This is a genomic window from Hymenobacter sp. H14-R3 (assembly GCF_030063445.1).
Classification (GTDB): domain Bacteria; phylum Bacteroidota; class Bacteroidia; order Cytophagales; family Hymenobacteraceae; genus Hymenobacter.
This window is the reverse complement of the sequence record NZ_JASITD010000004.1, coordinates 171,456-196,651: the sequence shown is the minus strand read 5'-3', so window position 1 is coordinate 196,651 and position 25,196 is coordinate 171,456. Positions and strand designations below refer to the sequence as shown.

At 63.1% G+C, this 25,196-nt stretch carries 15 protein-coding genes; 9 read left to right on the top strand and 6 right to left on the bottom strand.

The features are described 5' to 3' along the window. Positions 1–5: 5 nt before the first annotated feature. From QMK33_RS05825 to QMK33_RS05805, 5 genes are all read right to left on the bottom strand, one after another. Entirely contained in the window at positions 6–527 is a 522-nt protein-coding gene (locus QMK33_RS05825; RefSeq protein WP_283563622.1) for a gluconokinase, read from the bottom strand. 96 nt (positions 528–623) lie between these two features. Continuing rightward, on the bottom strand, positions 624–1,253 hold the full coding sequence (locus tag QMK33_RS05820) for a cyclase family protein (RefSeq protein ID WP_283563621.1): 630 nt from the start codon (positions 1,251–1,253) through the stop codon (positions 624–626). 155 nt (positions 1,254–1,408) lie between these two features. Then, positions 1,409–4,033, bottom strand: coding sequence for an MGH1-like glycoside hydrolase domain-containing protein (locus QMK33_RS05815; RefSeq protein WP_283563620.1), 2,625 nt, complete (start codon positions 4,031–4,033; stop codon positions 1,409–1,411). A gap of 201 nt (positions 4,034–4,234) precedes the next feature. After that, positions 4,235–5,050, bottom strand: a complete 816-nt coding sequence (locus QMK33_RS05810) for a glucose 1-dehydrogenase (RefSeq protein WP_283563619.1) — start codon at positions 5,048–5,050, stop codon at positions 4,235–4,237. 305 nt (positions 5,051–5,355) lie between these two features. Next, positions 5,356–6,090, bottom strand: a complete 735-nt coding sequence (locus QMK33_RS05805) for a LytR/AlgR family response regulator transcription factor (protein WP_283563618.1) — start codon at positions 6,088–6,090, stop codon at positions 5,356–5,358. 148 nt (positions 6,091–6,238) lie between these two features. On the opposite strand from QMK33_RS05805, the gene QMK33_RS05800 reads away from it, so the two are divergent. Beyond that, positions 6,239–7,189 (top strand): hypothetical protein, encoded by a 951-nt coding sequence (locus tag QMK33_RS05800; protein WP_283563617.1) that lies wholly within the window; start codon positions 6,239–6,241, stop codon positions 7,187–7,189. Between the two features lie 13 nt (positions 7,190–7,202). Here QMK33_RS05800 and QMK33_RS05795 read toward each other — a convergent pair whose 3' ends face one another. Continuing rightward, positions 7,203–8,303, bottom strand: coding sequence for a sensor histidine kinase (locus tag QMK33_RS05795; RefSeq protein ID WP_283563616.1), 1,101 nt, complete (start codon positions 8,301–8,303; stop codon positions 7,203–7,205). A gap of 205 nt (positions 8,304–8,508) precedes the next feature. Between QMK33_RS05795 and QMK33_RS05790 the strand changes: the two genes are divergently transcribed. The 8 genes from QMK33_RS05790 to QMK33_RS05755 all read left to right on the top strand — a co-directional run bounded on the left by QMK33_RS05790 (position 8,509) and on the right by QMK33_RS05755 (position 25,172). Then, positions 8,509–10,539 carry a 7TM diverse intracellular signaling domain-containing protein gene (locus QMK33_RS05790; protein ID WP_283563615.1) on the top strand — a complete coding sequence of 677 codons (2,031 nt, stop codon included), beginning with the start codon at positions 8,509–8,511 and terminating at the stop codon, positions 10,537–10,539. Positions 10,540–10,875: 336 nt separating this feature from the next. Further along, positions 10,876–14,040, top strand: a complete 3,165-nt coding sequence (locus tag QMK33_RS05785) for a SusC/RagA family TonB-linked outer membrane protein (RefSeq protein WP_283563614.1) — start codon at positions 10,876–10,878, stop codon at positions 14,038–14,040. Positions 14,041–14,147: 107 nt separating this feature from the next. Next, complete coding sequence (locus tag QMK33_RS05780; RefSeq protein WP_283563613.1) at positions 14,148–15,623, top strand: RagB/SusD family nutrient uptake outer membrane protein; 1,476 nt, start codon at positions 14,148–14,150, stop codon at positions 15,621–15,623. A 58-nt stretch (positions 15,624–15,681) separates the two neighbouring features. Beyond that, entirely contained in the window at positions 15,682–16,932 is a 1,251-nt protein-coding gene (locus QMK33_RS05775; RefSeq protein WP_283563612.1) for a PKD domain-containing protein, read from the top strand. Positions 16,933–17,114: 182 nt separating this feature from the next. Beyond that, positions 17,115–17,990, top strand: a complete 876-nt coding sequence (locus QMK33_RS05770) for a glycoside hydrolase family 16 protein (protein WP_283563611.1) — start codon at positions 17,115–17,117, stop codon at positions 17,988–17,990. Positions 17,991–18,067: 77 nt separating this feature from the next. Next, positions 18,068–19,492, top strand: coding sequence for a T9SS type A sorting domain-containing protein (locus tag QMK33_RS05765; protein ID WP_283563610.1), 1,425 nt, complete (start codon positions 18,068–18,070; stop codon positions 19,490–19,492). A gap of 482 nt (positions 19,493–19,974) precedes the next feature. Next, positions 19,975–24,492 carry a Pls/PosA family non-ribosomal peptide synthetase gene (locus QMK33_RS05760; RefSeq protein WP_283563609.1) on the top strand — a complete coding sequence of 1,506 codons (4,518 nt, stop codon included), beginning with the start codon at positions 19,975–19,977 and terminating at the stop codon, positions 24,490–24,492. Continuing rightward, positions 24,492–25,172: a 4'-phosphopantetheinyl transferase family protein gene (locus QMK33_RS05755; RefSeq protein WP_283563608.1), complete on the top strand. Its 681-nt coding sequence runs from the start codon at positions 24,492–24,494 to the stop codon at positions 25,170–25,172. Before QMK33_RS05760 ends, QMK33_RS05755 begins: the two co-directional genes overlap by 1 nt. The last annotated feature ends 24 nt before the right edge of the window (positions 25,173–25,196 follow it).

The following is a 25,196-nucleotide window of genomic DNA, read 5'->3' as shown; positions in this document are numbered from 1 at the left end:
GGTTTTTATGCGTTCGGCTTCTCTGGCCCGTCGTTCAGGTGCAGCTTTTCCACTATTTCGGCCACCTGCTTTTCGGGCGTGTTGTCGATGTCGATGCGCAGGCCATAGGCAGGCTTTTCGAGCGTAGCCAGCTGCGAATCAAGCATATCGGCCTTCATGTAGTGGTCGTGGCGGCCTTCGAGGCGGGCGTAGAGCACGGCGGGGTCGCCATCCAGAAACACCCAGTGCAGGGGCGCGTGGGCCCCGGCTTGCAGGGTTTGGCGGTAGGCTTCCTTGAGGGCCGAGCAGGCCAGCACGGCCCCAGCGGCCTGCTCCCACTCACCGATTTTGGTGGCCAGCGTGGCCAGCCAGCCGGCGCGGTCGGCGTCGGTGAGGGGGTGGCCAGCGGCCATCTTGGCCACGTTGGCGGCCGGGTGAAAGTCGTCGCCGTCGTAAAAGGGCCGGCCTAGCTGCCTGGCCAGCAGCGCGCCCACGGTCGTTTTGCCGCAGCCCGACACGCCCATGACAATGATAATTGGTTGGTCCATTTTTTCAGCTATTAGCCGATAGCTGCTAGCTATTAGCTTCTTTATCTACTTGTAAGTCAACGGAAAGCTAACAGCTAGCAGCTACTAGCTAACAGCTTAACCCAGCGGCCGCAGCAGCACGCGGGCCGGGGCGCCGTCGCTGCCCACTATTTTGAGGGGCAGGCACAGCAGCTCGTACTCGCCGGGCGCAATGTGCTGCAAGGCCAGGCCCTCAATCACGCAAATACCCGCGTCGAGCAGGGCGTGGTGGGCATCGGCCTTGCCCACGGAGAGGTAATCGACGCCCACGCACACCACGCCCGCCTCGCGCAGGTGGCGCGCCGCATCGCCATCGAGGGCCACAAAATCGGGCTTGAAGGGCTCGGTGCTCCACTCGCTATCCGAGATGCGCGTCTTGAACAATAACCGCGCACCGAGCTTTATGTCAAGTACTTGCACTTCGGCCAGGCTAATGCTTTTGGGGTCTTGGATGGCCACCACCGTGGCCGGGCCCATGAGGTGGCCCAGGTCGAGGGTGGTGGTGTCGCCGGCCCCGCTGCTGAAGTGCAACGGCGCATCGACGTGGGTGCCGGTGTGGGCGCTCAGGTGCAGCTCGGTTACGTTGGCGGCATCGCCGCGGTCCTGGCTGAGGGTGCGGGTCACGGTCACGCCGAGGTTATCGGGCCAGTGCACCATCTGGTCGCGCATGGCGGTGGTGGCATCGAGCCAGGGAGCAGGAATAGGCATAAGGTAAGTAGCTGTGCGGCAAGCTTTAGCTTGCCATTGTAAGGAAGATGTAGGGTAAGCTTTAGCTTGCCGCCGCCAGGAGCAAGGTAGGATAAGCTTCGGCTTGCCGCTAACAGAGCAGCTTACTAAACAACGGCGGCAAGCTGAAGCTTACCCTACGCTCCTTTTGGCTGCAACAACTTGGTAATCAACCCCGTCCAGCCAGTTTGATGACTGGCGCCGAGTCCTTCCCCGGTATCACCGTTGAAGTACTCATTAAACAAAAGATAATCCTTGAAATGAGGGTCTTGCTGCAATAGCGCGCGGTTGCCGAAGCAGGCACGCAGCCCGGTATCCGGGTTGCGTAAAAACAAGTGCGTGAGGCGCTTAGCCAGCTCATCGGCCACGTCGAGCAGCGTCACGTACTGGCCCGAGTGCGTGGGATACTCCACCTTAAAATCGTCGCCGAAGTAGTGGTGAAAGCGCTGCAACGACTCGATAAGCATGAAGTTGACCGGCATCCAGACGGGCCCGCGCCAGTTGGAATTGCCGCCAAACACGCTGGTTTGGGACTCGGCCGGCTGGTAATTTACCGTAATGTCGGTGTCGCGGAACACATAGGGCTTTTCCAGATATACCCGCGAGAGACTGCGCACGCCGTAGTCCGACAAAAACTCCTTGCTATCCAACATCCTGAATAATAAGCGTTTGAGGCGATGGCCGCGCAGCAGGCTCAGCAGCCGGGTGGCGCTTTTGCCGGGCTCCTGCCAGTGCGATACCAGGGCCGCGAGTTGCGGGCGGTTGGCGAGCAGCCAGTTCATGCGGGCCACAAACTTGGGCGCGCCGGCCAGCACGTTCTCGTCCAGCACCTCCACCGCAAACATCGGGATGAGGCCCACCATGGTGCGCACGCGCAGCAACTCGTGGCCGCCGTCTTCGGTTTTGAGGGCGTCGTAATAGAATTCGTCTTCCTCGTCCCAGAGGTCCAGGTCGGTGTTGCCGACGTTGGTCATGGCCTCGGCAATGTAGAGAAAGTGCTCGAAAAACTTACCCGCCAAGTCTTGATACACGGGGTTGGACTGGCTCAGCTCCAGCGCAATGCGCATCATATTGAGCGCAAACATGGCCACCCAGGCCGTGCCGTCGGCCTGCTCCAGGTAGGCGCCGCCGGGCAGCGTGGCCGAGCGGTCGAACACCCCAATGTTGTCGAGCCCCAGGAAGCCACCCTCAAAAATGTTGCGACCGTCGCGGTCCTTGCGGTTCACCCACCACGTAAAGTTGAGCAGCAGCCGGTGAAACATGGTTTGCAAAAACGCGTGGTCGCCGGCGTCGCCGCGCCGCTTTTGCTCCATCTTAAACACCCGGAACACCGCCCAGGCGTGCACCGGCGGGTTCACGTCGCCGAGGCGCCACTCATAGGCGGGCAACTGGCCATTGGGGTGCATGTACCAGTCGTGGCACAGCAGTTGCAGCTGGTTTTTGGCAAACTCGGAGTCAATCTGGGCCAGCGGAATGCAATGAAAAGCCAGGTCCCAGGCGGCGTACCAGGGGTACTCCCAGATGTCGGGCATCGAGATGATGTCGTTGTTATCCAGGTTCTTCCACTCGGCGTTGCGGCCAGTGAGGCGCTCGGGCGGCGGGGCGGGCTGGGCGGGGTCGCCGGCCAGCCAGCGCGGCACGTTGTAGTTGTAGTACTGCTTGCCCCACAGCATGCCCGCAAACGCCTGGCGCTGCACCAGCCGCGCATCAGCATCTGGTATATCGCACTGAATGGCAGCGTAAAACGCGTCGGCCTCGGCCTGGCGCTGGCTCAGCAGCGCCTCAAAATCGGCAAAGGGCTGGGCCTGCCCGGCCGGTCCCAGCCGCAGGCGCACCTGCTGCGTGGCCCCGGCCGCCAGCGTGAGCACGTAGTGCGCCGCCGCCTTGGTGCCGGTGCGCGCCGGGTTGATGGTCTGTAAGTCCTTTTCAACCAAATAGTTATTGATTCCGTCCTTAAAGTACGGCTCCAGCGACGAGGTGCCGTACAGCCGCTTGCAATTGGTGTTGTTGTCGCAAAACAGTAGCTCGGGGCCGCCGTCGGCGTAGCACACCAGCTCGCCCAGGTCGCGGTGCTGCACGGTAAACTGGTTGGCGGTGGTGGCGGTCAGGCTGGGTCGGTACTCGTCGTAGCCCCAGGCCCAGGTGTTGTGAAACCACAGCTGGGGCAGCACGTGCAGCGTAGCCTCGTCGGGGCCCCGGTTCACGATGGTGTAGTGCAGCAGCAGGTCGTCGGTGTCGGCCTTGGCGTATTCAATGAAGACGTCGAAGTAGCGGCGCTCGTCAAAAATACCCGTGTCGAGCAGCTCAAACTCGGGCTGCGTGCGGTCGCGCTGCGCGTTTTCCTGCACCAGCCGCTCATAGGGAAAAGCCTGCTGCGGGTACTTATACAGCGCTTTTTGGTAGGAGTGGGTGGGCGTGTTGTCCAGGAAATAATAAAGCTCCTTCACGTCCTCGCCGTGGTTGCCCTGCGGCCCGCTCAGGCCAAAAAGCTGCTCCTTGAGCAGGCCATCCTGCCCGTTCCAGAGGGCCAGGCTTAGGCAAAGGTGCTGCTTGCTGTCGCAGAAGCCGGCCAAGCCTTCCTCGCCCCAGCGGTAGGCGCGGCTGCGGGCCTGGTCGTGGGTGGTATAGTTCCAGGCATCGCCGCCGGCCGAGTAGTCCTCCCGCACCGTGCCCCACTGGCGCTCAGATAAATAAGGTCCAAATCGCCGCCAGTGCTTCTGCTTGGTATCGGCTTCGTGGAGGCGCTGGTGCTCGGCAGTCATGCTTGGTAGTTAGGAATTTGGAAGGAGGAAGCAAGAATTGAAACTGCGGAAGCTGCGAGTGGCTACAGCTTCAATCCTTGCTTCCTGCTTATCGGCTGATAAGCAGAAATTTGCACTAGTACATAAGAAAGAATTGAAAAGCGGCAGCTCGAAGCAACTGCAAAAGCGACTCCTTCTTCCTTTCAAATTCCCGACTCTCCCCTAGCCGTTATCGGCAAAGCCGGGGTAGAGCGTCATGCCGCCATCCATGAAAATGGTTTGGCCGGTGATGTAGTCGGCTTCGTCGGAGGCCAGCCAGGCGGCCAGGTTACCGATGTCGGCGGGGTCGCCCACGCGGTTGTAGGGAATGAGCGTGAGCAGCGCTTTTTCTTCGGCGGGCGTGTCGCGGGCCGTGAGGTTGATGGGCGTGGCAATGGCCCCGGGCGCGATGCTGTTGACCCGGATTTTGTGCGGGGCCAGCTCCTGGGCGCTGGTTTTCATGAGCTGCATGATGCCACCCTTGCTGGTGGCGTAGTTGACGTGGCCGGCCCACGGAATAACCTCGTGCACGCTGCTCATGCAGATTATTTTGCCCAGCGCCTTGCTGATATCGGGCTGCGGGCCGCGCTTGGTAAACTCGCGGGCCGCCTCGCGCAGGCACAGAAACTGGCCAGTCAGGTTCACGTCGATTACCTTTTGCCACTGCGCCAGGGTCATGTCGAGCAGCGGCGCATCGACCTGAATACCCGCATTGGCCACCACAATGTGCAGGGTGCCAAACCTATCGGTGGCCTGCTTGAACATAGCCAGCACATCGGCTTCCTGGCTCACGTCGGCCTGCACGGCAAAGGCCTGGCCGCCGGCGTCGGTGATGATTTTGACGACCTTATCGGCGCCGGCGGCATCGCGGCTGTAGTTGACGACCACGCCGGCCCCGTGGGCGGCCAGCGCCACGGCCACGGCGGCCCCAATACCAGAGCTGGAGCCCGTGACGAGGGCAAATTGCCCGGTGAGGCGATTTGAAGTAGTTGGAGACATGGGCTAAAAAAGGGGAAGAAACGAAGAGCGCAACGGCCGGCCCCGCCCTGGGCTGGAGCCGCCGCCGAGCGTAAAGACGCAGGTTTAGCGGTTGAGGTTTTCCGCGGGCGGTGCTGATTTACAAACCTCACGCAGGCTTCATTAGCCGGCCGCCTACTGCGGTAGCTTAGAATCAGTTGCTGGCCGGGCCGGCCTGGAAACCAGGATACTTGGCAGCCATCCAAGCGGGCATTGGGCAGGCTATTCGGATAAATTCTTAGCTGAGGTAACCGCGGAGGGCGACCCCAGCTGCGCAACATCGGTTCTCAACTCCAACGGCTCAAAAACTGCGTAAAGGCCTCCTTGTATTGCTCGCCCACGGGGATGGTTTCGGTGCCGATTTGCACGGTGAGGCGGCGCACGGCCTCAATCTTGTCGAGCGACACGATGAACGAGCGGTGAATGCGCAGGAAGCGCCGGGCGGGCAGCTTTTCTTCCATTGCCCGCAGGCTCATGAGCGAGAGCAGGGCGCGCGGCGTGCTTTTGAGGTGCACTTTCACGTAGTCCTTCAGGCCCTCTACGTAGAGAATGTCGCCAAGCGCCACGCGCACGAGCTGGTATTCCACTTTCAGAAAAATGTGCTCCTCCTCGGCGGCAGGCGCGGCAGCCTCGGCGCTGGCGTGGGTGAGCTCGGCGTAGACGCGGGCCTTGTGGGCGGCCCGCAAAAACTCCTCGTAGTTGAAGGGCTTCACCAGGTAATCGAGCGCGTCGACCTTGTAGCCCTCCAGCGCATACTGCGGGAAAGCGGTGGTAAACACGATGCGCGGCGGCGCGGCCTGCTGGCCCAATACGCGCGCCAGCTCCAGGCCGGTGAGCTCCTGCATCTGAATGTCGAGGAAGGCCACTTCTATCTTTTCGGTGAGCTCGTGCAGGCCTTGCAGGGCCTCCACGCCGCTGCCGTAGCGGCCCACCAGGCGCAAAAAGGGGGTTTGCTCGATAAAGGTGCAGAGCAGGGCCAGGGCCAGGGGCTCGTCGTCGACGGCGATGCAGGTAATGGGCATGTGAGGGAAGGGAAATTAGAAATTCAAGCACGCGGTGGCGGAGCAAGTGGCCCCGCCGCTTCGGCCAAAAGTGGAGGCCCGCCGTATGCTGGCCGGGGCCGCCAGAATGCGGCCCGTCACTTCTTACGTCTTAGCCAGCTTCTAGCGTATGGTTCGCCTTTTAGTTGTAGTACTTGCCGCGGTGGCCCTGGCGGGCTGTAGCCAGCCCAAAGTAGCCACCGGGGCGCAGCCTACCAGCACGAGCCCGGCCAAAATCAACATTCCCGGCACCCGGCTATTCCTGGCTCCCCCCGCGGGCTTCAAGAATTCGACCAGCTTCGTGGGCCTGGAGCGCGACGAGCAGACCGCGGTGATTGTGATGGACCTGATGGTGGGCAACTACTATAAAAACGCGGCTACGTTCAACCGCGCCGAAGTGGAAGGGAAAGGAGTTGAGGTATTTGATTTTCAAGACACTACCATCAGCGGATACCCGGCCAAGTACTTGTTTGTGCAGCCCACCCCGGCCACCAAGGCCTACTGGGTGGTTTTTGGCGATTCTACTTTCGCAACTACGCTAATGGCCTCGTTCCCAACCGAGGATGCGCAAACGGGCCAGCAGCTGAAACAGGCCATGCTGGCGGCCACCTACGATAAAAAGCTGAAGGTTGACCCGTTTGCCACCGCGCCCTTTAGCCTGGACGAAAGCCAGTCAAAATTCAAGTTTGCGATGTTTTCGGGCAACATGTACATCTATTCCATTGGCGGGGTCAAGGAAGGCCACCAAGACCCGGCCGCCAGCGCCGTCGTCACCGTTACGCCCCTGCCGGCCGACCCCGACAACACGCCAGCGGCGATGGCCACCTTGCTGGAGGAGACGTTGGAGCGCAACGGCCTGACTGATAAGAAGATTACTAACGCCTCTACTAAGCGCGTGAACAACTACGACGCCTACGAGGCCGACGTTACGGGGATGATGAAGGGGAAAAAAGCCCATTTCTACGAGCTATTCGTCACGAATGGCAGCAAAGCGGTTATCATTCAGGGGGTTATTCCGGCCGGGGCCGAGGGCAGCGCGCAGGCAGTCCGGGATTTTGCCCACACCGTCAGGCTGAAATAACGCCTGGTGGGCCTCAGCTTACTTGCAGGCTGAGCTTCACCTCAAATTCGTTATCGGGCGTGTGCTCAGTTACTTGCAGCGAGTAGCGGCCGGGATATAGCAGGTCGAGGCGGCGGCGGGTGTTGGTGAGGCCAATGCCGTTGGAGCCCGCCAGGTCGGTGCTGGCCTTGGGGAAGAGCGTGTTGCGCACGTCGATTTCGAGCTGGCCGGGCGTGGGCTGGCGCAGGGCAATGGCAATGTGGCTGGGCGCGGTGGCCGCCACGCCGTGCTTAAAGGCATTCTCCACAAACGGCAGCAGCAGCATAGGGGCAATGAGCACCTCGCGCACCGGCTCGGGGTGCTCGAAGGTGACCTGCACGCGGTCGGTGAAGCGCAGCTGCATGAGGGTGATATAGTCCTGAATAAAAGCTACTTCCTGGCTGAGCTGGGCGTGGCCCGAGGCCGTGTCGTAGAGCACGTAGCGCATCATGCGCGAGAGGCGGTGCAGGGCGGCGCGGGCCCGGTCGCCATCGATGAGCGTGAGCGAATAGATGTTGTTGAGGGTATTGAAGAAGAAGTGCGGGTTGATTTGGGCCTTAAGCAGGCTCAGCTCGGCCTCCACACGCTGCTGGTCGAGGCGCTCGCGCAGGCGCGCCTCCTGCTGCCAATGCTGCACCACCGTAATGGCCGTGCCAATGCCCAGCACCAGCAGCGTAATAAGCAGGCTCACCAGGTCGAAGCGGTTGCCGCGCGGCCGGGGCGGCGCGCCCGGCACCGCGCCGCGCCGCCCGGCCTCCCCGGCCGCGTGAAAAGCCTGGCGCATCAGCTCCGAAAGGTGCAGGGTGCTTTCCAGAAACTGCCCCAGCAGGATAATAACCGCCGCCGTAGCCGCCAGGGCCAGCACAAACCAGCCCGTGCGCCCCCGCAGCAGCAGGCGCGGCACGCTGAGCCGGGTAGTCAGGTAAAACGCCGCCAGCCACAGCACCAGCAGCGCGCCCTGCCGCACCCAGTACTGCGGGGGCAGCACCACCCGGCCCTGCATGGGCTGAAACAGCAACAGCGTGAGGGCCAGCAACCCCCACGCCAGCACGTGAATAAGGGGCGTAAGAAAGCGCTGGAAAGAAAATGTGGACATAGGGCCTCCCAAGAAATAAGCAGGCCAAAAGTAGCGGGGCCCGCCGCCCGCCCCGCCCGCGCCCGACCACCGGGCCAATTGTGCCGACTGGGGCCCGGCTTTCACCGCCCGGCCGGCCGCTTTTTTGGGTTACTTTTACCCCTATCCCTCGTTGCGCGCTTCCCTCCCACCCAACCGCACGCTGCTCTTGCTACTTTTCCACTCCTTGCTTCGCTGGCTGACCTGCTGGGTCGGTGGCGTTGGGCCCGGCTGGCGCGGGGCCCTGCTGGCCGGCGTTGCCGCGCTGCTGGCGCTGGCCCCGTGTGCTGCTACCACCCCACCCACTGCCCCGCTGGTGGCCACCCCGGCCCAGCCGGCGCAGTACCTGCACGAGCGCTTTTACAGCGTGCTCGAAGACCCCAGCGGCCACCTGCCCCTGCGCACGGTGAGCAGCCCGGCCTGGGCCGGGCGCTTCGTGAACCAGGCCAGCACCGGTCAGCCGCCCAACATTCAGCACCCCCACAGCACCTATTGGCTGCGCTTCACGGTGCGGGCCGAGGCCCGGCCCGCCAACGACTGGTACCTGGAGCTCTACGACCCGCACATTGGCTCGGCTACGCTGTTTCGGCCCGTGGGCCCGGCCGGCACGGGCCCGCCCCTGGCCTACGACAGCGTGCTGACCGGGGCCAACTACCCGTTTGCCACCCGGCCCCTGCCCTACAAAAACTTCCTGTTTGACCTGGCGCTGCGCCAAGGCCCGCCCGTCACGTACTACCTGCGCCTGCGCTCCGACACGCCCACCAGCTTCCGGGCCATGCTGCACAGCGGCCCCGGCCTGCTGCCCGAAATGAGCCTGCAATACTGGCTGCTCGGCAGCTTCTACGGCGTGCTCTTTATCATGCTGGTTTACAATTTGTTCCTGTATTTCTTTTTGCAGGAGAAGTCGTACCTCTACTACGTGCTCTACGTGCTGAGCGGGGCGCTGCTGTTTTTGTCGGAAGATGGCCTGGGCTTTCAGTACCTGTGGCCGGGCAGCGCCTTCCTCAACCACTTCATTGGGGCGGCGGCGCCGGTGCTGCTGCTGCTGGCGTTTGGGCAATACGCCCGCTCGTTTCTCGACACCGCCGCGCGGCTGCCCGCCCTCGACCGGGCCGTGCGCTGGGTGGTGTCGCTGAGTGGCGTGCTGCTGGTGCTCGATGTGGCCGTGGTGCACTCGGGGTTCAGCTTCTGGCTGTACCTGCTGCCGTATGGGCTGCTGTACTACGTGGCCTGGCGCGCCTACCGGGGCGGGCTGCGGCCGGCTCGCTACCTGCTGCTGGCCCAGGCGCTGGTGGCGGGCAGCCTGGCGTTTCTCATCAGCCGCAAGCTGGGCATCGACTTTTACAACAACGCCTACACCGTGTACAGCCTCAACGTGGCGTTTGTGGTGGAGGTGGCCGTGCTTAGCTACGCGCTGGCCGATAAGATTAAGGGGTTGATGGACACCACCCTGCACACCCAGCGCCGCCTGCTGAAGCAGCTGCGCAAGCGCCACCAGGCTCAGGACCAACTAGTAGACCAATTGCGTGAAAACCAAGTACTTAAGGACCGGCTCAACACCGAGCTGGAAGCCCTGGTGACCCGCCGCACCGACGAGTTGCGCCAGCAAAACGACACCATTGCCACCCAAAACCGCGAGCTGCTCGAAACCAACAGCCTGCTGGCTTTGCAGTCGGCCGCCATCGACCAGCTGAACCGCGACCTGCGCCGCGACCTGCAACACCAGCAGGAGGCCCGCCTGCAGGCCCGCGACTTCGACTTTGGCGAGTTCAGCCAGTTATATCCTGATAAGGACGCCTGCCTGCGCTACCTCGCCGACCTCAAGTGGCAGGGCGGCTACCGCTGCCGCAAGTGTGGCCACGAAAAGAGCTGCGAGGCCCGCGAACCCTTTGCCCGGCGCTGCACCCGCTGCCGCTACGTAGAGTCGGCCACTACTGGCACGCTGCTGCAAAAATGCAAGTTTCCCATTCCCAAGGCCTTGTATGCTGTTTTCCTGTTGCACACGCACCGGGGCCGCTATGCCCCGGCCGAGCTGGCGCGGGTGCTGGAGCTGCGCCCCGCCACCAGCTGGGCCTTTGCCCAAAAGGTGCTGGCCGCCCTACAGCGCCGCAGCCAGGCCCCCGACTTTGACGAGCACGAGCCCTGGACGCATGTGCTGCTGGATGCCACCGCTGAGATGGAGCAGGAGGAGCTATCCGACGTGAGCGACGAAGCCTGAGCTGGCCACCGCACCTACCGGTAACGATTGCGTAATTATTGCCCGGCACTACGGGCCTGGTAAGTGAGCCCCCACCCATCTTTTAGAAAAAGATGGGTGGGGGCTCGTTGTTTTTTAGCCTGTCCCACGGGCAGCACAATAGTGCTTTAGGCCAGCCCCAGCCCCATAATGCCCGGCACTGGCTTGTGTAGTAAGCGTAACGCCTAAGCCACCAAAGCCGTGAAAATAGCCATTTTCTGGTCAAAAAGGCACTTTTTGGGCTTGCATTTAGCTGAACACCCGGGTTAGCTTTGGGTAATTCCCGCTGCCTAAAGTCTTTTCCCACCCATTCTTTTTATGAATAAAAAGTTATACCCTATTGGCTGGCTGCTGCGCCGCTCGGCGGTGGTAGTAGCCTGCGGGCTACCGGCCAGCTTTGCCCTGGCAGCTCCGGTTGCCACCAAGGCAACAGTGCCCCACCACACCGCCGCTACCATCCCGGTGCGCGGCCGGGTAACGGGGGCCGACGGCACGGGCCTGCCCGGCGTAACAGTGCTCGTGCGGGGCTCCAGCATCGGCACTACCACCGGGGCCGATGGCAGCTTCAGCCTGGAGGCTCCCGAGGGCAGCACCTTATTGTTCAGCTACGTGGGCTTCGTGGCGCAGTCGCTGCCCCTCGCTGGCGCCACGGCGGGCAGCCTCAGCGTTACGATGCGCGAATCGGCCCAAGACCTCAACGAGGTGGTAGTGGTGGGCTACGGCACCCAGGAGAAAGCCGATGTAACCGGGGCCATTTCCTCCATCTCGGGCCGCGAAATAGCCACCCAGCCGGTGGCCGATGCTACCCAGGCCCTGCAAGGCCGGGCGGCGGGCGTTACGGTTACCCAAAACTCGGGCGCGCCGGGCGGGGCGGGCGGCACCTCGGTGCGGATTCGGGGCGTGTCGTCGGCCGGTAATAACTCGCCGCTCTACGTGGTCGATGGCTTCCCGCTACCCTCGGCCGATGCCAACGGCAACGCCGTGGAAAACCAACTTAACTCCATCAACCCCAACGACATCGAGAGCATCGACGTGCTCAAGGATGCCTCGGCTACCGCCATTTACGGGGTGCGCGCTGCCAACGGCGTGGTCATCATCACCACCAAGCGCGGCAAGGCGGGCGTGGCCACCATCTCGCTCGATGGCTACCGGGGCTTTCAGCAGGTGTGGCGGCGGCTCGACTTGCTGAATTCGCAGCAGTACGCCACCATCAACAATGAGAGCCAGTTGGCGGCCGGCCGGCCCATCAATGCCAAGTACGCCGACCCCACTAGCCTGCCCGTCAGCACTGATTGGCAGAAAGCAGTGTTTCGGCCCACGGCCGTGATTCAGAGCTACAACGTATCGGCCACCGGCGGCAGCGACAAGGCGCGCTACGCACTGAGCGCGGGCTACTTCCAGCAGGATGGCACGCTCAATGGCTCTAATTTTGAGCGCTTTACCATTCGGGCCAACGGCGACCTGCAACTTAATAAGTACGTGAAGGTGGGTAACAGCCTGGCCGTGACGCACCAGGAAGACCGCCAGTTAAACACCGGCAACGACGAGTTTGGGGTACTCAACAACGTGCTCCAACTACCGCCCACCATTCCAGTGTATAACCCCGACGGCACCTACTACCAACCCACCACTGCGGCCGATAATTTCAACGAGCCCAACGCGGTGCTGCAATCGCTAATAACGAATTCTAAGTTCAGCCGCAACCGCGTCATTGGCAGCTTTTTTGCTGAGGTAGAGCCACTTAAGGGCCTGCGTTTCCGTACCAACGTGGGGGCCGACCTCATTTTTGATAACAGCAACGGCTTTACGCCGTCGCTGGGCCCCAACTCGCCCCGCAACTCGGTGGCTGGGGCCTACTCGGTGAGCAACTACAACCCCACGTATCTCATCGAAAACACGGCTACTTACGACCGTACTTTTGCCGATAAGCACCACGTTACGGTGCTGGCGGGGCAGTCGGCTCAGCAGTTTCAGTATTCCTACGTTTCGGCCAACCGGGCGGGCTACGTCAACAACAACCTCCAGACCATCAATGCCGGGCCGTCGGCCAATCCGGCTTACCCGGTCACCAACGGCGGCACGGGCGTGGCACCCACCACCGACCGGCTGGCCAGCTACTTCGGGCGCGTCAACTACGAGTTTGCGGGTAAGTACCTGCTCACGGCCACGGCCCGCTACGACGGCACCTCGCAGTTTGCCCCCGGCTTCCAGTTTGGCTTCTTCCCCGGCGCTTCGGTGGGCTGGCGCCTCTCGGAAGAAAGCTTCATCAAGGATATCTCGACCATCAGCAACCTGAAGCTGCGCGGCGGCTATGGCAAAGTAGGCAATCCTCTCAATGCCAGACGCTTCGCCTACTTGGCCACTATCAACACGGGCATCACCTATCCGTTTGGGGCTAATAGCACGGTGCTCAACGGGGCCGCCCCCACCCGCGCCGGCAACCAGTTGCTGCGTTGGGAGGATAACTACCAGGCCAACCTGGGCGTGGACCTGGGCCTGCTGGACAACCGCATAGAGCTGTCGGTGGACATATATACCCGCCGCTCGCCCAACCTCATCAGCGACGTGCCCCCACCCTACGTATCGGGTACCTACGACCCGGTGCCGACCAACGCGATTACGCTCAAAAACCGGGGCATCGATATTAGCCTGAACACCCGCAACATCGTGAACCCCACGGGCGTGAGCTGGAACACGGGCCTTACGTTTTCGGCCTACCGCAACCGGATTCAGAGCCTGAACGTGGCTGCGCCTTTTAATGGCACCACTACCCGCGATGGCACGGCCATTGTGCGCTATGACCAAGGCGTGCCACTGGGCTCGTTCTTTGGTTACGTGGCCGACGGCTTGTTTCAGAACCAGGGCGAGATTGATGCCCACGCCACGCAGCAAACAGGGACTGCCCCCGGCGACCTCAAGTTTCGGGACTTGAACGGTGATGGCGTTATTGACACGAATGACCGCAGCTTTATTGGCAATCCCAACCCCAATTACACCTTCGGCCTCAACAACACGGTAACGTGGAAAGGCTTCGACCTCACCGCATTTGTGCAGGGCTCGCAGGGGGGTAAAATCTACAACCTCAATCGGGTATATACTGAAGGTGGCCTCTATGGCAATGGCAACAGCAGCACCCGCGTGCTGGGCCGCTGGACGGGCGAGGGCAGCAGCAACGATGTGCCCCGCGCCATTGCCACCAACCCCAACCTAAACCAGCGCGTGAGCAGCTACTACGTGGAAGACGGCTCCTACGTGCGCCTCAAGGTGCTGTCGCTGGGCTACAACTTCCCCAAAGCGCTCATCAACCGCTTTGCCGGCCAAACCCTGCGTGTGTACGTGACGGCCCAAAACCTGGTAACCCTCACCAAATACACCGGCTTCGACCCTGAGGTAGGCCCCGTGGGCAACGGCGGCCTAGGCATCGACCGCGGCATCTACCCGCAGTCGCGCGTGTTCCTGGCTGGCTTAAACATTGGTTTTTAAACGATTATGGATTTGGAAGCCCGGAGAAGAGCAGCAGGCTTTGCTTATCGAAGCCCAACGCTCTTCTTCGGCGCGCTACCTTTTAATCCCCTACTTCCCATCCACCCATGCGCTACCTTCCCATCAAACTCACTACCGGTACCCTGCTGGGCCTGGCCCTACTCAGCAGCTGCGGCAAGCAATTTCTTGACTTGAAGCCCACCGATAGCATTACGACCGAGAATTTTTACCAGAACGAATCCGATGCTATTCAAGCCGTTACGGCTTGTTATTCGCAATTGAGCCGGGGCGGGCAGTACAACTACGCGCTCTGGGGCATCGGCGAGATTATGTCGGATAACTCCACGGCCGGCGGCGGCGGCGGCGGCGACGCGGTGGAGGAAATTCAGCTCGATTTGTTCAACATTCCGCCCAGCAACCCCATGACCACGCGCCTCTGGAACGGCAGCTACGTGGGCATTGGCGCGTGCAACCTGGTGCTGCAGAAGGTGCCCGGCATTGCTACCATGAGCGAGGCCGTGCGCAAGCGCAGCCTGGGTGAGGCGCAGTTTCTACGGGCCAAGTACTACTTCGACCTGGTACGGGCCTACGGCGATGTGCCCCTCATTCTCATCCCGGCGGCCAGCCCCGACGAAGCCCGCATTGCGCGCACCCCGGCCGCCCAGGTGTATGAGCAGATTGTGCTAGACCTGCAAGCCGCCAACATTGCCCTCGACGGCAGCTACTCGGGCCTCGACCTCACCCGGGCTACCAAGTGGGCCGCCACGGGCCTGCTGGCCAAGGTATACCTCACGCAAGGCAACAAGGCCGGGGCCGCCACCCAGGCCCGCTCCGTCATTACGGGCTCGGGCAAAGCGCTGTGGGCCAACTACGGCGATAACTTCAAGGTAGCCAATGAAAATGGCCAAGAGTCACTATTTGAGGTGCAGTACCTGAACGGTTTCAACGAGTACATTTTCGACGGCCTGGGCTTTGTGGGCAACGAGTTTTTTGCGCCGCGCGGCCAGGGCTTGGTGCCCCAGGGCGGCTACGGCTTCAACGTGCCGGAGAAGGAATTTGTAGATGGCTACGAGGCTGGCGATAAGCGCCGCGACGTCACCATCTGGAAGCCCGGCGATGCCTACCCCGCCGGCAGCACCGCCAAGGTGCAGCCCGACTTCATAGACCCCACCTCGCCCTATGGCTACAACTGCAAAAAGTGGTTTGTGGGCAAGGTCAACACCAACGTCTGGGACTCGCCCCTCAACTTCCCGGTCCTACGCCTGTCGGAGATGTACCTGATTCTGGCTGAGGCCGTTGGCCCCACTCAGGAGGGCCTCGACGCCGTTAACAAGGTGCGCACCCGCGCTGGCCTGCCCAACCTCACGGCCAATACGGCCAATTTTACGCAGGCTGTGGTGAAAGAGCGCCGCTACGAGCTGGCCTTCGAGGACGACCGCTGGTTTGACCTCAAGCGCACCGGCGACCTCACCAAGTTGCCTGCGCTGGTAGCCAAGGGCGTGAAGCCGTTTAATAGCCTGCTGCCCATTCCCCAATCGGAGCGCGACGCCAACCCCAATCTGACCCAAAACCCTGGCTATTAACTTACTGGTTAAGCAGGCCCGTCATTGCGAGCTTGCCAACTTCCTAAGCACTAATCTTATGTCTACTTATTTTCGCCACGCGGCCCTGCTGCTGGCCGGGGCGGCGGCCCTGGCGGCCTGCCGCAAAGACACCGGCGCTACCAGCCTGGAAGGCATTATTCCGACGCCCGCCTTCACGGTGACCCTCAACACCAGCCAGTACCCGGTAACGGCCACTTTTACCAACACCACCACCGACGCCTTTCTTTATCAGTGGGACTTTGGCGATGGCTCGCCGCTGGCCTCGGGCCAGAACGTGACGCACACCTACAAGCTGCCCGATACCTACCGCGTGCGCCTAACGGCGGCCGGCCGGGGCGGCTCCAGCGTGTCGCCGCAGCTGCCGGTTACCATTCCCACCATTTGCGGCAACGCGGGCTACGCGGTGCTCACGGCCTGCGGCGGCTCGGGCGCTACTTCCTGGACGCTCTCCGACCAGCCGGGCGCGGTGGTGAAGCTCTCGGCCAGCGGGGCGGTGCTCTCGACTTCGCCCGTGCTGAACGCCTGCCAGCTGGACGACGTGTTTTCGTTTACCAGCAACTTTTCCTACGCCTACGATGCGGGCGCGGGCACCTTCGCCAACGGCACCTGCGGCACAGCCCGCACCGGCAACTCCGACTTTGTGTATAGGCCCAGCGGCACGCTGGGGCAGCTTGTGTTGCAACGTAACAAGTCGTTCATTGGCCTGCCCGACTCGGTGGTGAACAAGACCTACGACCTTGTGGAGGCCACCGCCACCCGCCTGCGCCTGCAAGGCACCAACCCCGACGGCACCAAAACCGTCACTACCTACATACCCCAGCTTTCGGCCCTCGACCGGGCCAAGCAGCTGCTCACCGGTGGCGGCGCGCGCACCTGGCTGATTGACAACTCGGTAGCCGATGCCATTATCGTGGGCAACGAGGCCAACATCAGCAGCTACAACAAGAGCGGTTCGGCGGGCAGCGTGCCCGCCTGCCAAGCCGACGACGAATACACGTTCTCGACCGCCGGCAACTTCACCTATAATGCCAATGGCCAAACGTTTGTGGCCATCGACTACACCTGCCAGGCCGCCCGGGCCAACAACACCACCTTCACGTTTGGGCCCGCTTCGGGCGCGGGCGTGGCGCAGTTTGTGCTGGCCGCGCCCGGCTCCTTCATTGGGGTCACCAACGCGGCCACCAGCCGCATCTACCGCATCATCTCGATTGATGACAAGCACATGACGCTGCGCGCCGGCGGGCCCACCGACGACCCGCTGTTTGAGTTTAAGATGGTAGCTAAATAGCTGATTATCTTATAACATTCTATCAATCAAATCGTAAGCTGATAGCTATTGCTGGCTACTGGCCTTGCGCAAAGCCGCTCGTCCTCGCGAGCGTAGCATGCTGCGCTCGCAAGGACAGACGGCTTTGCCTAAGCCCTAAGTAAAACCGCTTTATCTCCCACCCTTTTCTAGTTCTGATTCTAATGACTTATCTAGTTAATCCGCCGCTGCTGCGGGCGCTATCGGCCGGCCTGCTGCTCACGCTGTCGGCCGGGGGCTGCACCCAGAACCCGCCGGGCCCCACCATCACGGCCACCGGCACCGCGGGCAGCACCGCCACCAACGCCGACGCCCGCGCCTACGCCGACTACACCGAGCTGGCCTGGAGCGACGAATTCGAAACCAGCAGCCTCGACGCCAACAAGTGGGCACCTGAGGTGAAGGATGTGTGGTTCAACAACGAGCTGCAAGCCACCACCAGCTCGCGCAACAACGTGACCGTGACCGGGGGCAACCTCAACATCACGGCCATTAAGGAAAATTACAACGGGCGCACCTACACCTCGGGCCGCATCATTACGAAGGACAAGAAGGAGTTTACCTTCGGCCGCCTCGACGTGCGGGCCAAGCTGCCCAAGGGCAAGGGCGTGTGGCCCGCCATCTGGATGCTGGGCGCCAACGACAGCCAGGTGAGCTGGCCGGCCTGCGGCGAAATCGACATCATGGAGCTGCGCGGCAGCGCGCCGTCGGTGAACAACAGCACCATGCACTATGGCAATTCGGTGGCCACGCACCAGTATAAGGGCACGGCTTACTCGCTGCCGAGCGGCGATTTCTCGGCCGATTTCCACCTCTTTACCTGCATTCGGAGCCAGAATAAGATGGAGTTTTTTGTGGATGGCGTTAGCTACTACACCTTTACCTCGGCCGACGCCTCGCCCTATCCGTTCAACAACCCGTTCTACGTGATTCTGAACGTAGCCGTGGGCGGCGACTTCGACGGCAACCCCGACGCCAGCACCACCTTCCCGCAAACCATGCTGGTCGACTACGTGAAGTTTTTTCAGTACAAGCAGTAGCAGCTGCACAGTGCCGGGCGGCTTCGTAGTGGAGCCGCCCATTTTTTCACCCAATTTATTTTCCCACCCTGCTGATTATGAACACTTTTACTACGTATTTGCTGGCCGCTGGGCTGGTAACCCTCGGCAGCCGCGCGGCCTCGGCGCAGGTACTCTACGACAACTTTGAGAACACGCGCATTGTGGCCTACAACAACGTGAGCGGCGCACTGGCCCCCGTTGCCAACCCAGGAGGCGGCACCGTAAACACCAGCGCCACCTGCGGCAAATACGACCGCGACGCTTCGCAGTATGCGGTTGTCAACATCAATCCCATCAGCGGCCGCATGGCCAATGTGAGTGCTTACATGGCGGGTACCAAGAAAATATCCATGAAGTTCCGCAGCCCCGGCGTGGGCACGGTTGTGCAGCTAGTGCTCCAAAACAAAGCCAAGGCTGCCGTGGCACCTTATGTCTATCCGCAGGGCGACTATGCGGGCAGCTTCTTGGCCACGACCACGGCGGCCGCCGGCATCTGGGAAACCCTGACCTTCACGTTTGGCGCGCGCCAGGCCGACGCGACGGTCACCGCCACTGATATCGACCAGCTAGCCATGCTGGTAGCCCCTGCCATGGCCACTGCGGCCACCTACTACCTCGACGATTTGATGGGCCCCGAGCTGGTGACCAGCACAGTTGCCGCTCCCGTTTTGCTCGATAACTTCGAAACCACCCGTCTGCTCAGCTACCCTTCGGCGCAGGGCACCCTCGATGAGGCGGCCGCTAACCCCGGCAGCAGCGCGGGCAACACCAGCGCCACCTGCGCCAGCTATGCCCGCGATGGCTCGCAGCAGTATGCTACCATCAACATCGTGCCCAAGGCCGGTAAGTTTGCCGACGTAGCTGGCTACATCAGCGGGGCGCAGACCATTACCCTGAAGTTTCGCAGCCCGGCCGCTAACACGCCGGTGCAGCTGGTGCTCCAGAATAAAGCCAAGGCTACCGCATCACCTTACGTGTACCCGCAGGGCAACTTCGCCGGCACCTTCGATGCTACCACCTCGGCCGCCGCCAATACGTGGGAAACGCTGACGTTTAAGTTCAATGCTGGCAACAGCGACGGCACGGTGACGGCCACCAACATCGACCAGATTGGCTTGCTCATCGCGGGCGGTTCGGCCAGCAGCAGCACGTATTACTTTGATGACCTGACGGGCCCCGGCCTGACTACCATTACGGCCACGCGCGCCAGCCAGACCAGCGCCGCCGCCCTGGCCACCGCCTACCCCAACCCCAGCCCCGGCCTCACGCACCTGCCCTACAGCCTGCAAAAGCCCGCCGTAGTAAGCCTGGCCCTGTACGACGCCATGGGCCGCCGCGTGGCCTCGGTGCTCGACAACCAGGCCAAGCCCGCCGGCGACTACCTCGCCGACCTGCGCACCACCAGCCTGGCCCCCGGCCTCTACACCTGCCGCCTCGTGGTAGATGGCGTAGCCCTGACCCGCGCCCTGAGCGTGGAGTAACGCCCGCGAGCGTTTTCTGAGCTAAGTAGTTTGGTGGAATTGAGCATGTAGAAGGCGGTCATGCTGAGCTCGGCGAAGCATCTAGCTCGCATCGTTGGACGATTGAGGTGATGAGCGGTAGCGATGCTTCGCCGGGCTCAGCGTGACGGTCTAAAATGCTAAAATATTTAATATCAACTGCTTATCGTTAAAAACGGCTTGACTTAAACCGGTGGCCGGCGGGCACTTCTGAGCGAAGTGCCCGCCGGTTTTTTAGTGCCCAGCCGGTTCAGCTGGGCAAAGGCGGGCCCAAAAGCGTATAAGCTGGGCAGTGGCCAGGAGCCGCCGCACCGCGGCCGGCCGGGCCTCACGGTTGGTTCACCTTCTCTGGCGCTATTTGGCGGTGGGTGATGGTGGTGCACCCCGCCCAGCCTGCCTTTTTCGTACGGCGCTCTCCCGTTTGTTCTTTCACCCGCTGCCCGCCGGCGCGGCCGGCCCTCCCCATGAGTTCGATTACCGACCTGCCCCTGGCCCCCGTTGCGGAACCCAACGCTACGCCCCCGCCCGCCGACTTTGCCCTGGCCTTTCGGCAAAAAGAAGCCCTGATTGCCAGCTACCTGGCCGCCTTCGCGGTGGTGTACTACCGCCAGCCGGCCGAGCGCAGCCCCATTCAGCTGCAAGCCACGCTGCGGGTCGAGAACGCTACGGCGGCCTTTCCACCCGCGGCTATTCTACTCCATATCAGTGATATAGCAACCTTGGCCGAGCTGGCTGCCGAGGCCGCCAGCCAGCTCGTGATGGGCCTGGCCGGCGTGGCCGAGCAGCTGGGGGCGGCTATTACGCGGGCGCGCATCGCCTTCCCGGCCCCCGAGGCCCAGAGCCCCGACCACGAGTGGTGCGTGACCCTCGACTTTGCGGCCGACGGCCCGGTGGCCGTCAGCTTTGCCTGCACCGGCGGGCTGCCGGGGCCCTGGGGCGCGGCCTACCTGCCGGCCCACGTGCAGCGCGTGTTCGAGCAAATAGCGGCGAGCCCGCAGGCCACCGTGGGCTACGTGTTCTTTTTGGCCGAGGAGGAAATGGGCCTGCTGCGCCAGTTTTTGACGGTGCCGCAAACCGTGGCCAAGGGCGGCCCGCAGCAGCTGCACCAGCTGTTTGAGGAAACCGCCCGGCTATACCCCAATCAACTGGCGCTTAATTGGTTGGGCGATACCCGCACCTACCGCCAGCTCAACGGGGAGGCCGACCAGCTGGCGGCTCGCCTCCAGCACCAGGGCGTGCGGGCCGGCGACTTTGTGGGCCTGTTCATGGCCAAGTCGGTGGAGCTGTACGTGGGCATGCTGGCCGTGCTCAAGGCCGGTGCGGCTTACGTGCCGCTCGATTTATCGTTTCCGCCCGACCGCGTCACGTTTATCCTCGGCGACTGTGGGGCGCAGGTGCTGCTCACCACCCAGCCCCTGCCCGCCGGCTTCGACGGCTGGCCCGGCCTGGTGCTCGACCTGCGCGTACCCGCCCCGGCGGTGCCCTCGTTTATGGAGCCCGTGGCGGTGGGCCCCGATTCCATCGCCTACGTCATTTATACCTCCGGCACCACGGGGCTGCCCAAGGGCGTGCTCATTCCGCACCGCAGCATCTGCCACCTGGTGCGGGCCGAGCAACTGCTGTTTCAGCCCACCCCGCAAGACCGCGTGGTGCAGGGCTTTTCGGTGGCCTTCGACGCCTCGCTCGAAGAGCTGTGGCTGGCCTGGGGCGCGGGCGCCACCCTGGTGCCGGTGCCCGAAGAAACCATGAAAGCGCCCGACGCGCTGCCCGGCTTTTTAGTCGAAAATCAGGTCACTATCTTCTCCACCGTGCCCACGCTGCTCTCGCTGCTGCCGGCCGCCATTCCCACGCTACGGCTGCTCATTTTGGGGGGCGAGGTGTGCCCGCCCGAACTGCTGGCCAAGTGGGCCAGCCGGCAGTGCCGGGTGGTGAACACCTACGGCCCCACCGAGGCCACGGTAGTGGCCACCGCCGCCGACTTCGTGCCCGGCCAGCGCCTCACCATTGGCCGGCCGCTGGCGGGCTATGCAGTGCTGCTGCTCGACCAGCTGGGCCAGCTGGTGCCGCTGGGCGGGGCCGGCGAGCTGTGCATTGGCGGCGCGGCGCTGGCCGCTGGCTACCTCAACCGCCCCGAGCTGAGCGCCGCTAAGTTCAACACCGTGAGTGAGTTGCCAAACGGCTTCGCGGGCCGCCTCTACCGCACCGGCGACCTGGCCCGCTTCGAGGCCGAGGGCAACGTGGACTTCCTGGGCCGCATCGACACGCAGGTAAAAATCCGGGGCTTTCGGGTCGAGCTGGCCGAAATCGAGAGCCTGCTGCTGCAATGGCCGGGCATCCGCAACGCCGCCGTGGCCCTCAAGGAAAGCGCCGATGGCGTGAAGAAGCTCATCGCCTACCTCATTTTGGAGCCCAACCAACTGCTGGACGAAAAGGCGGTGCGCGCCTTTCTGCGCGAGCGCCTGGCCCCCTACATGCTGCCCGCCGCACTGGTGCCGCTGGCGTCGTTCCCGCTGCTCACCAGCGGCAAAGTAGACCGCAAGGCCCTGCCCTACCCCGTGGTGGGCGCGCAGGCCCCCGCCCGCGAGCTGACCCTGCCCCGCACTCCGCTCGAAACCGCCATCTACGCCGTGTGGCAAAAGCGCTTCGACACCGCCGACCTCTCCATAACCGACGACTTCTTCGACATTGGCGGCAACTCGCTGCTGGCCTCGCTCATCACCTCCGAGCTGCGCCAGCAGGCTGATTTTCAGGGCCTCTCGGTGAAGGAGATGTATACCCGGCGCACCATTGAGGCGCTGGCCGCCGCCGTGGCCGCCACGGCCAGCGCCCAGGCCGCCGCGCCCGCCGCCGCCCCGGCCCTGGCCATGCCGCTGGCCCGCGCCAGCACCGCCACCCGGCTGGCCACGGCCATTTTGCAGCTGGTTTCGGTGGCGGTTTTCTACGCCGTGCCGGTGTTTTTTCTGAATTTGTCGCTGCACTTCCGGCCCGTGTTTGCCGAGTGGTCGTGGGCCGAATTAATAGCGGCCGGCGTGGCCTCGGTGGTGCTGTACGTGCCGCTGGCCTGCCTGCTGGTAGTGGCGGTGAAGTGGCTGGTTATCGGCCGCTTCCGGGCCGGCGAATACCCGCTGTGGGGCTTCTACTACTACCGCTTCTGGGTAGTGAAGAAGCTGGTGGAAGCCGCCCCGGTGCAGCTACTGTCGGCCACGCCCTTCCTGGCCGTTTTCTACCGCCTGCTGGGGGCCCGCATCGGCCGCAACGTGTACCTGGGCACCACCCGCGTGCTGTGCTTCGACCTGCTCACGGTGGGCAGCGGGGCCAGCCTGGCCCGCGAGGCGGCGCTGCTGGGCTACCGCATCGAGCGCGACCGCCTCATCATTGGGGCCACCACCGTGGGCCGCGCCGCCTACGTGGGCCTGCGCGCCATCATGGAGGGCGACACTAGCTTGGGCGACGGGGCCGAACTAGATGACCTCTCGGTGCTGCCCGCCGGCCAGCAGGTGCCGGCCGGCGAGGGCTGGCTGGGCTCGCCGGCCCAGCGCGTGCGCCAGGTGGTGCCCGCCGGCCCGCTGCGGCCGGTGGCCGCGCCGGGCGCGGGCTATCTGGCGGCCCAGCTGGCGGCCATTGCCCTGCTGCTGCTGGTGCCCACGGTGGCTTCGCTCCCCATTATTGCGCTGCTTTATGAAAGCGTGGCGCACTTCGGCGCGGAGGCTTCTTTGCTGACGCTCATGCCGTTATCGGCCCTCTATGTGCTGCTGCTGATTGCCGTGCTGGCCGGCACCAAGCGCCTGGTAGCCGGCCGCCAGGCCGCCGGCACCCTGCCGCTGTATAGCCTCGCCTACGTGCGCCACTGGGTGGCCGATGCCGTGCTGGCTCAGAGCCTCACGCTGCTGCGGCCGCTCTACACCACCATTTACACGCCCTACTGGCTGCGGCTGCTGGGGGCCAAAATCGGCGCGCGGGCCGAGGTTTCGACCCTCAACCACATCTCGGCCGACCACCTCACGGTGGGCCCCGGCTCGTTTCTGGCCGATTCGGTGAGCGTGGGCGCGCCCCGCGTGCAGCACGGGCTAGTGTCGGTGCTGCCCACGGTGGTGGGGCCGCGCACCTTCGTGGGCAACGGGGCCGTGCTGGCCGGCGGCACCGTACTGGGTACCAACAACTTGATTGGCGCGCTCTCCTCCGCCCCCCTCGATACGCCGCCTGATAACACGTCGTGGGTGGGCTCGCCGGCCTTTTTGCTGCCCAACCGGCCCGCATCCACGTCCTTCGCGCCCGAGCTCACGTTTGCCCCACCGGCCCGCCTCGTCTGGGCGCGCAGCAGCATCGAATTAGTCAAAATCGTGCTGCCGTTTACGTTCACCTTTGTCACGTTTGCGGTGCTCTACCACTACTGCCACTGGCACCTGCTGCACTACCCCTTCTGGAGCAGCGTGGGCGTGGGCACGGGGGCCATGGTGGGCCTCATCTTCGGCTTTTCGCTGCTCACGGCCCTGCTCAAGTGGGTGCTCATCGGGCGCTACCGGCCTTCCGAGCAGCCGTTATGGTCGTCGTGGGTATGGCGCAACGAGTTGGTTAATTCCTTGTGCGAAAGCTACGTATACCCTTTCTGGGAAGCCGCATTGCTGGGCACGCCCTTCGCCACCTGGTTTTTCCAGCTGATGGGCAGCCACTTCGGCCACTCGGTGTACATGGACACCACCGAAATCACGGAATTCGACCTGGCCTGGGTCGCCGACCACGCCATTCTCAACAACGGCTCCACCATTCAAACCCATTTGTTTGAGGACCGAGTCATGAAAATGTCCAACTTGCGCATCGGTCGCTACGCCACCGTGGGCACCTCCTCCGTGGTGCTCTACGACTCCGTTATCGGCCCCGGCGCAACGCTCAAAAGCCTCTCGCTGCTGATGAAGGGCGAGCAGCTGCCCGCCAATACTCGCTGGCAGGGCATCCCGAGCGCCTTCATTGCCGGCGGCCAATAGTGGGCCCTTTTCTGCACATCTGGCAAGCTGACCTCGCCACCGACCACCCCGGCTGGCCGGCGGCCGAAACCACGTTATCAGCGGCCGAGCTAGCGCGGCTGGCCCGCCTGCGCAGCCCCGCCCTGCGCCAGACCTACGGCCGGGCCCACGGCTTTTTACGAAGCGTACTCAGTAATTATAATACGCTTACTGACAAAGAGTTACTTCTAAATCCCGACGCCAACGGCAAACCTCAGCTAGCGGCGGGCGGCCTGCATTTCAACCTCTCCTACCGGCCCGGCCGGGCGCTGCTAGCCGTGTCGAATGCCGGGCCCGTGGGGGCCGATGTGGAGCCGCTAACCCCACTGGCCGACGCGGCCGCGCTGGTGCAGGAGCTGTTTTCTGCCTCTGAACAGGCGGCCCTGCGCGCCGCCGCGCCCGCCGATTATTGGCCACTATTTTACCTCATCTGGACGCGTAAGGAGGCCTATGCCAAGGCCTTGGGTATGGGTTTGGGAATGCCGTTTGCCGCGTTTTCGGTACTGGAATTTCGGCCGGGCGCGCCGCCCGCGCTCAGCGCGCCGGCGGGGTGCCGGCTGCTTAGTTTTAGCGTTGGAATAGACTACCAGGGCGCAATTGCTACGCTGGGCAGCAGGGCTGAGCCGGCAATTCAGCACTTTAGCTATCCGATTGACTTATAGCTTTTTGCTACCTTCAGGGCTAGT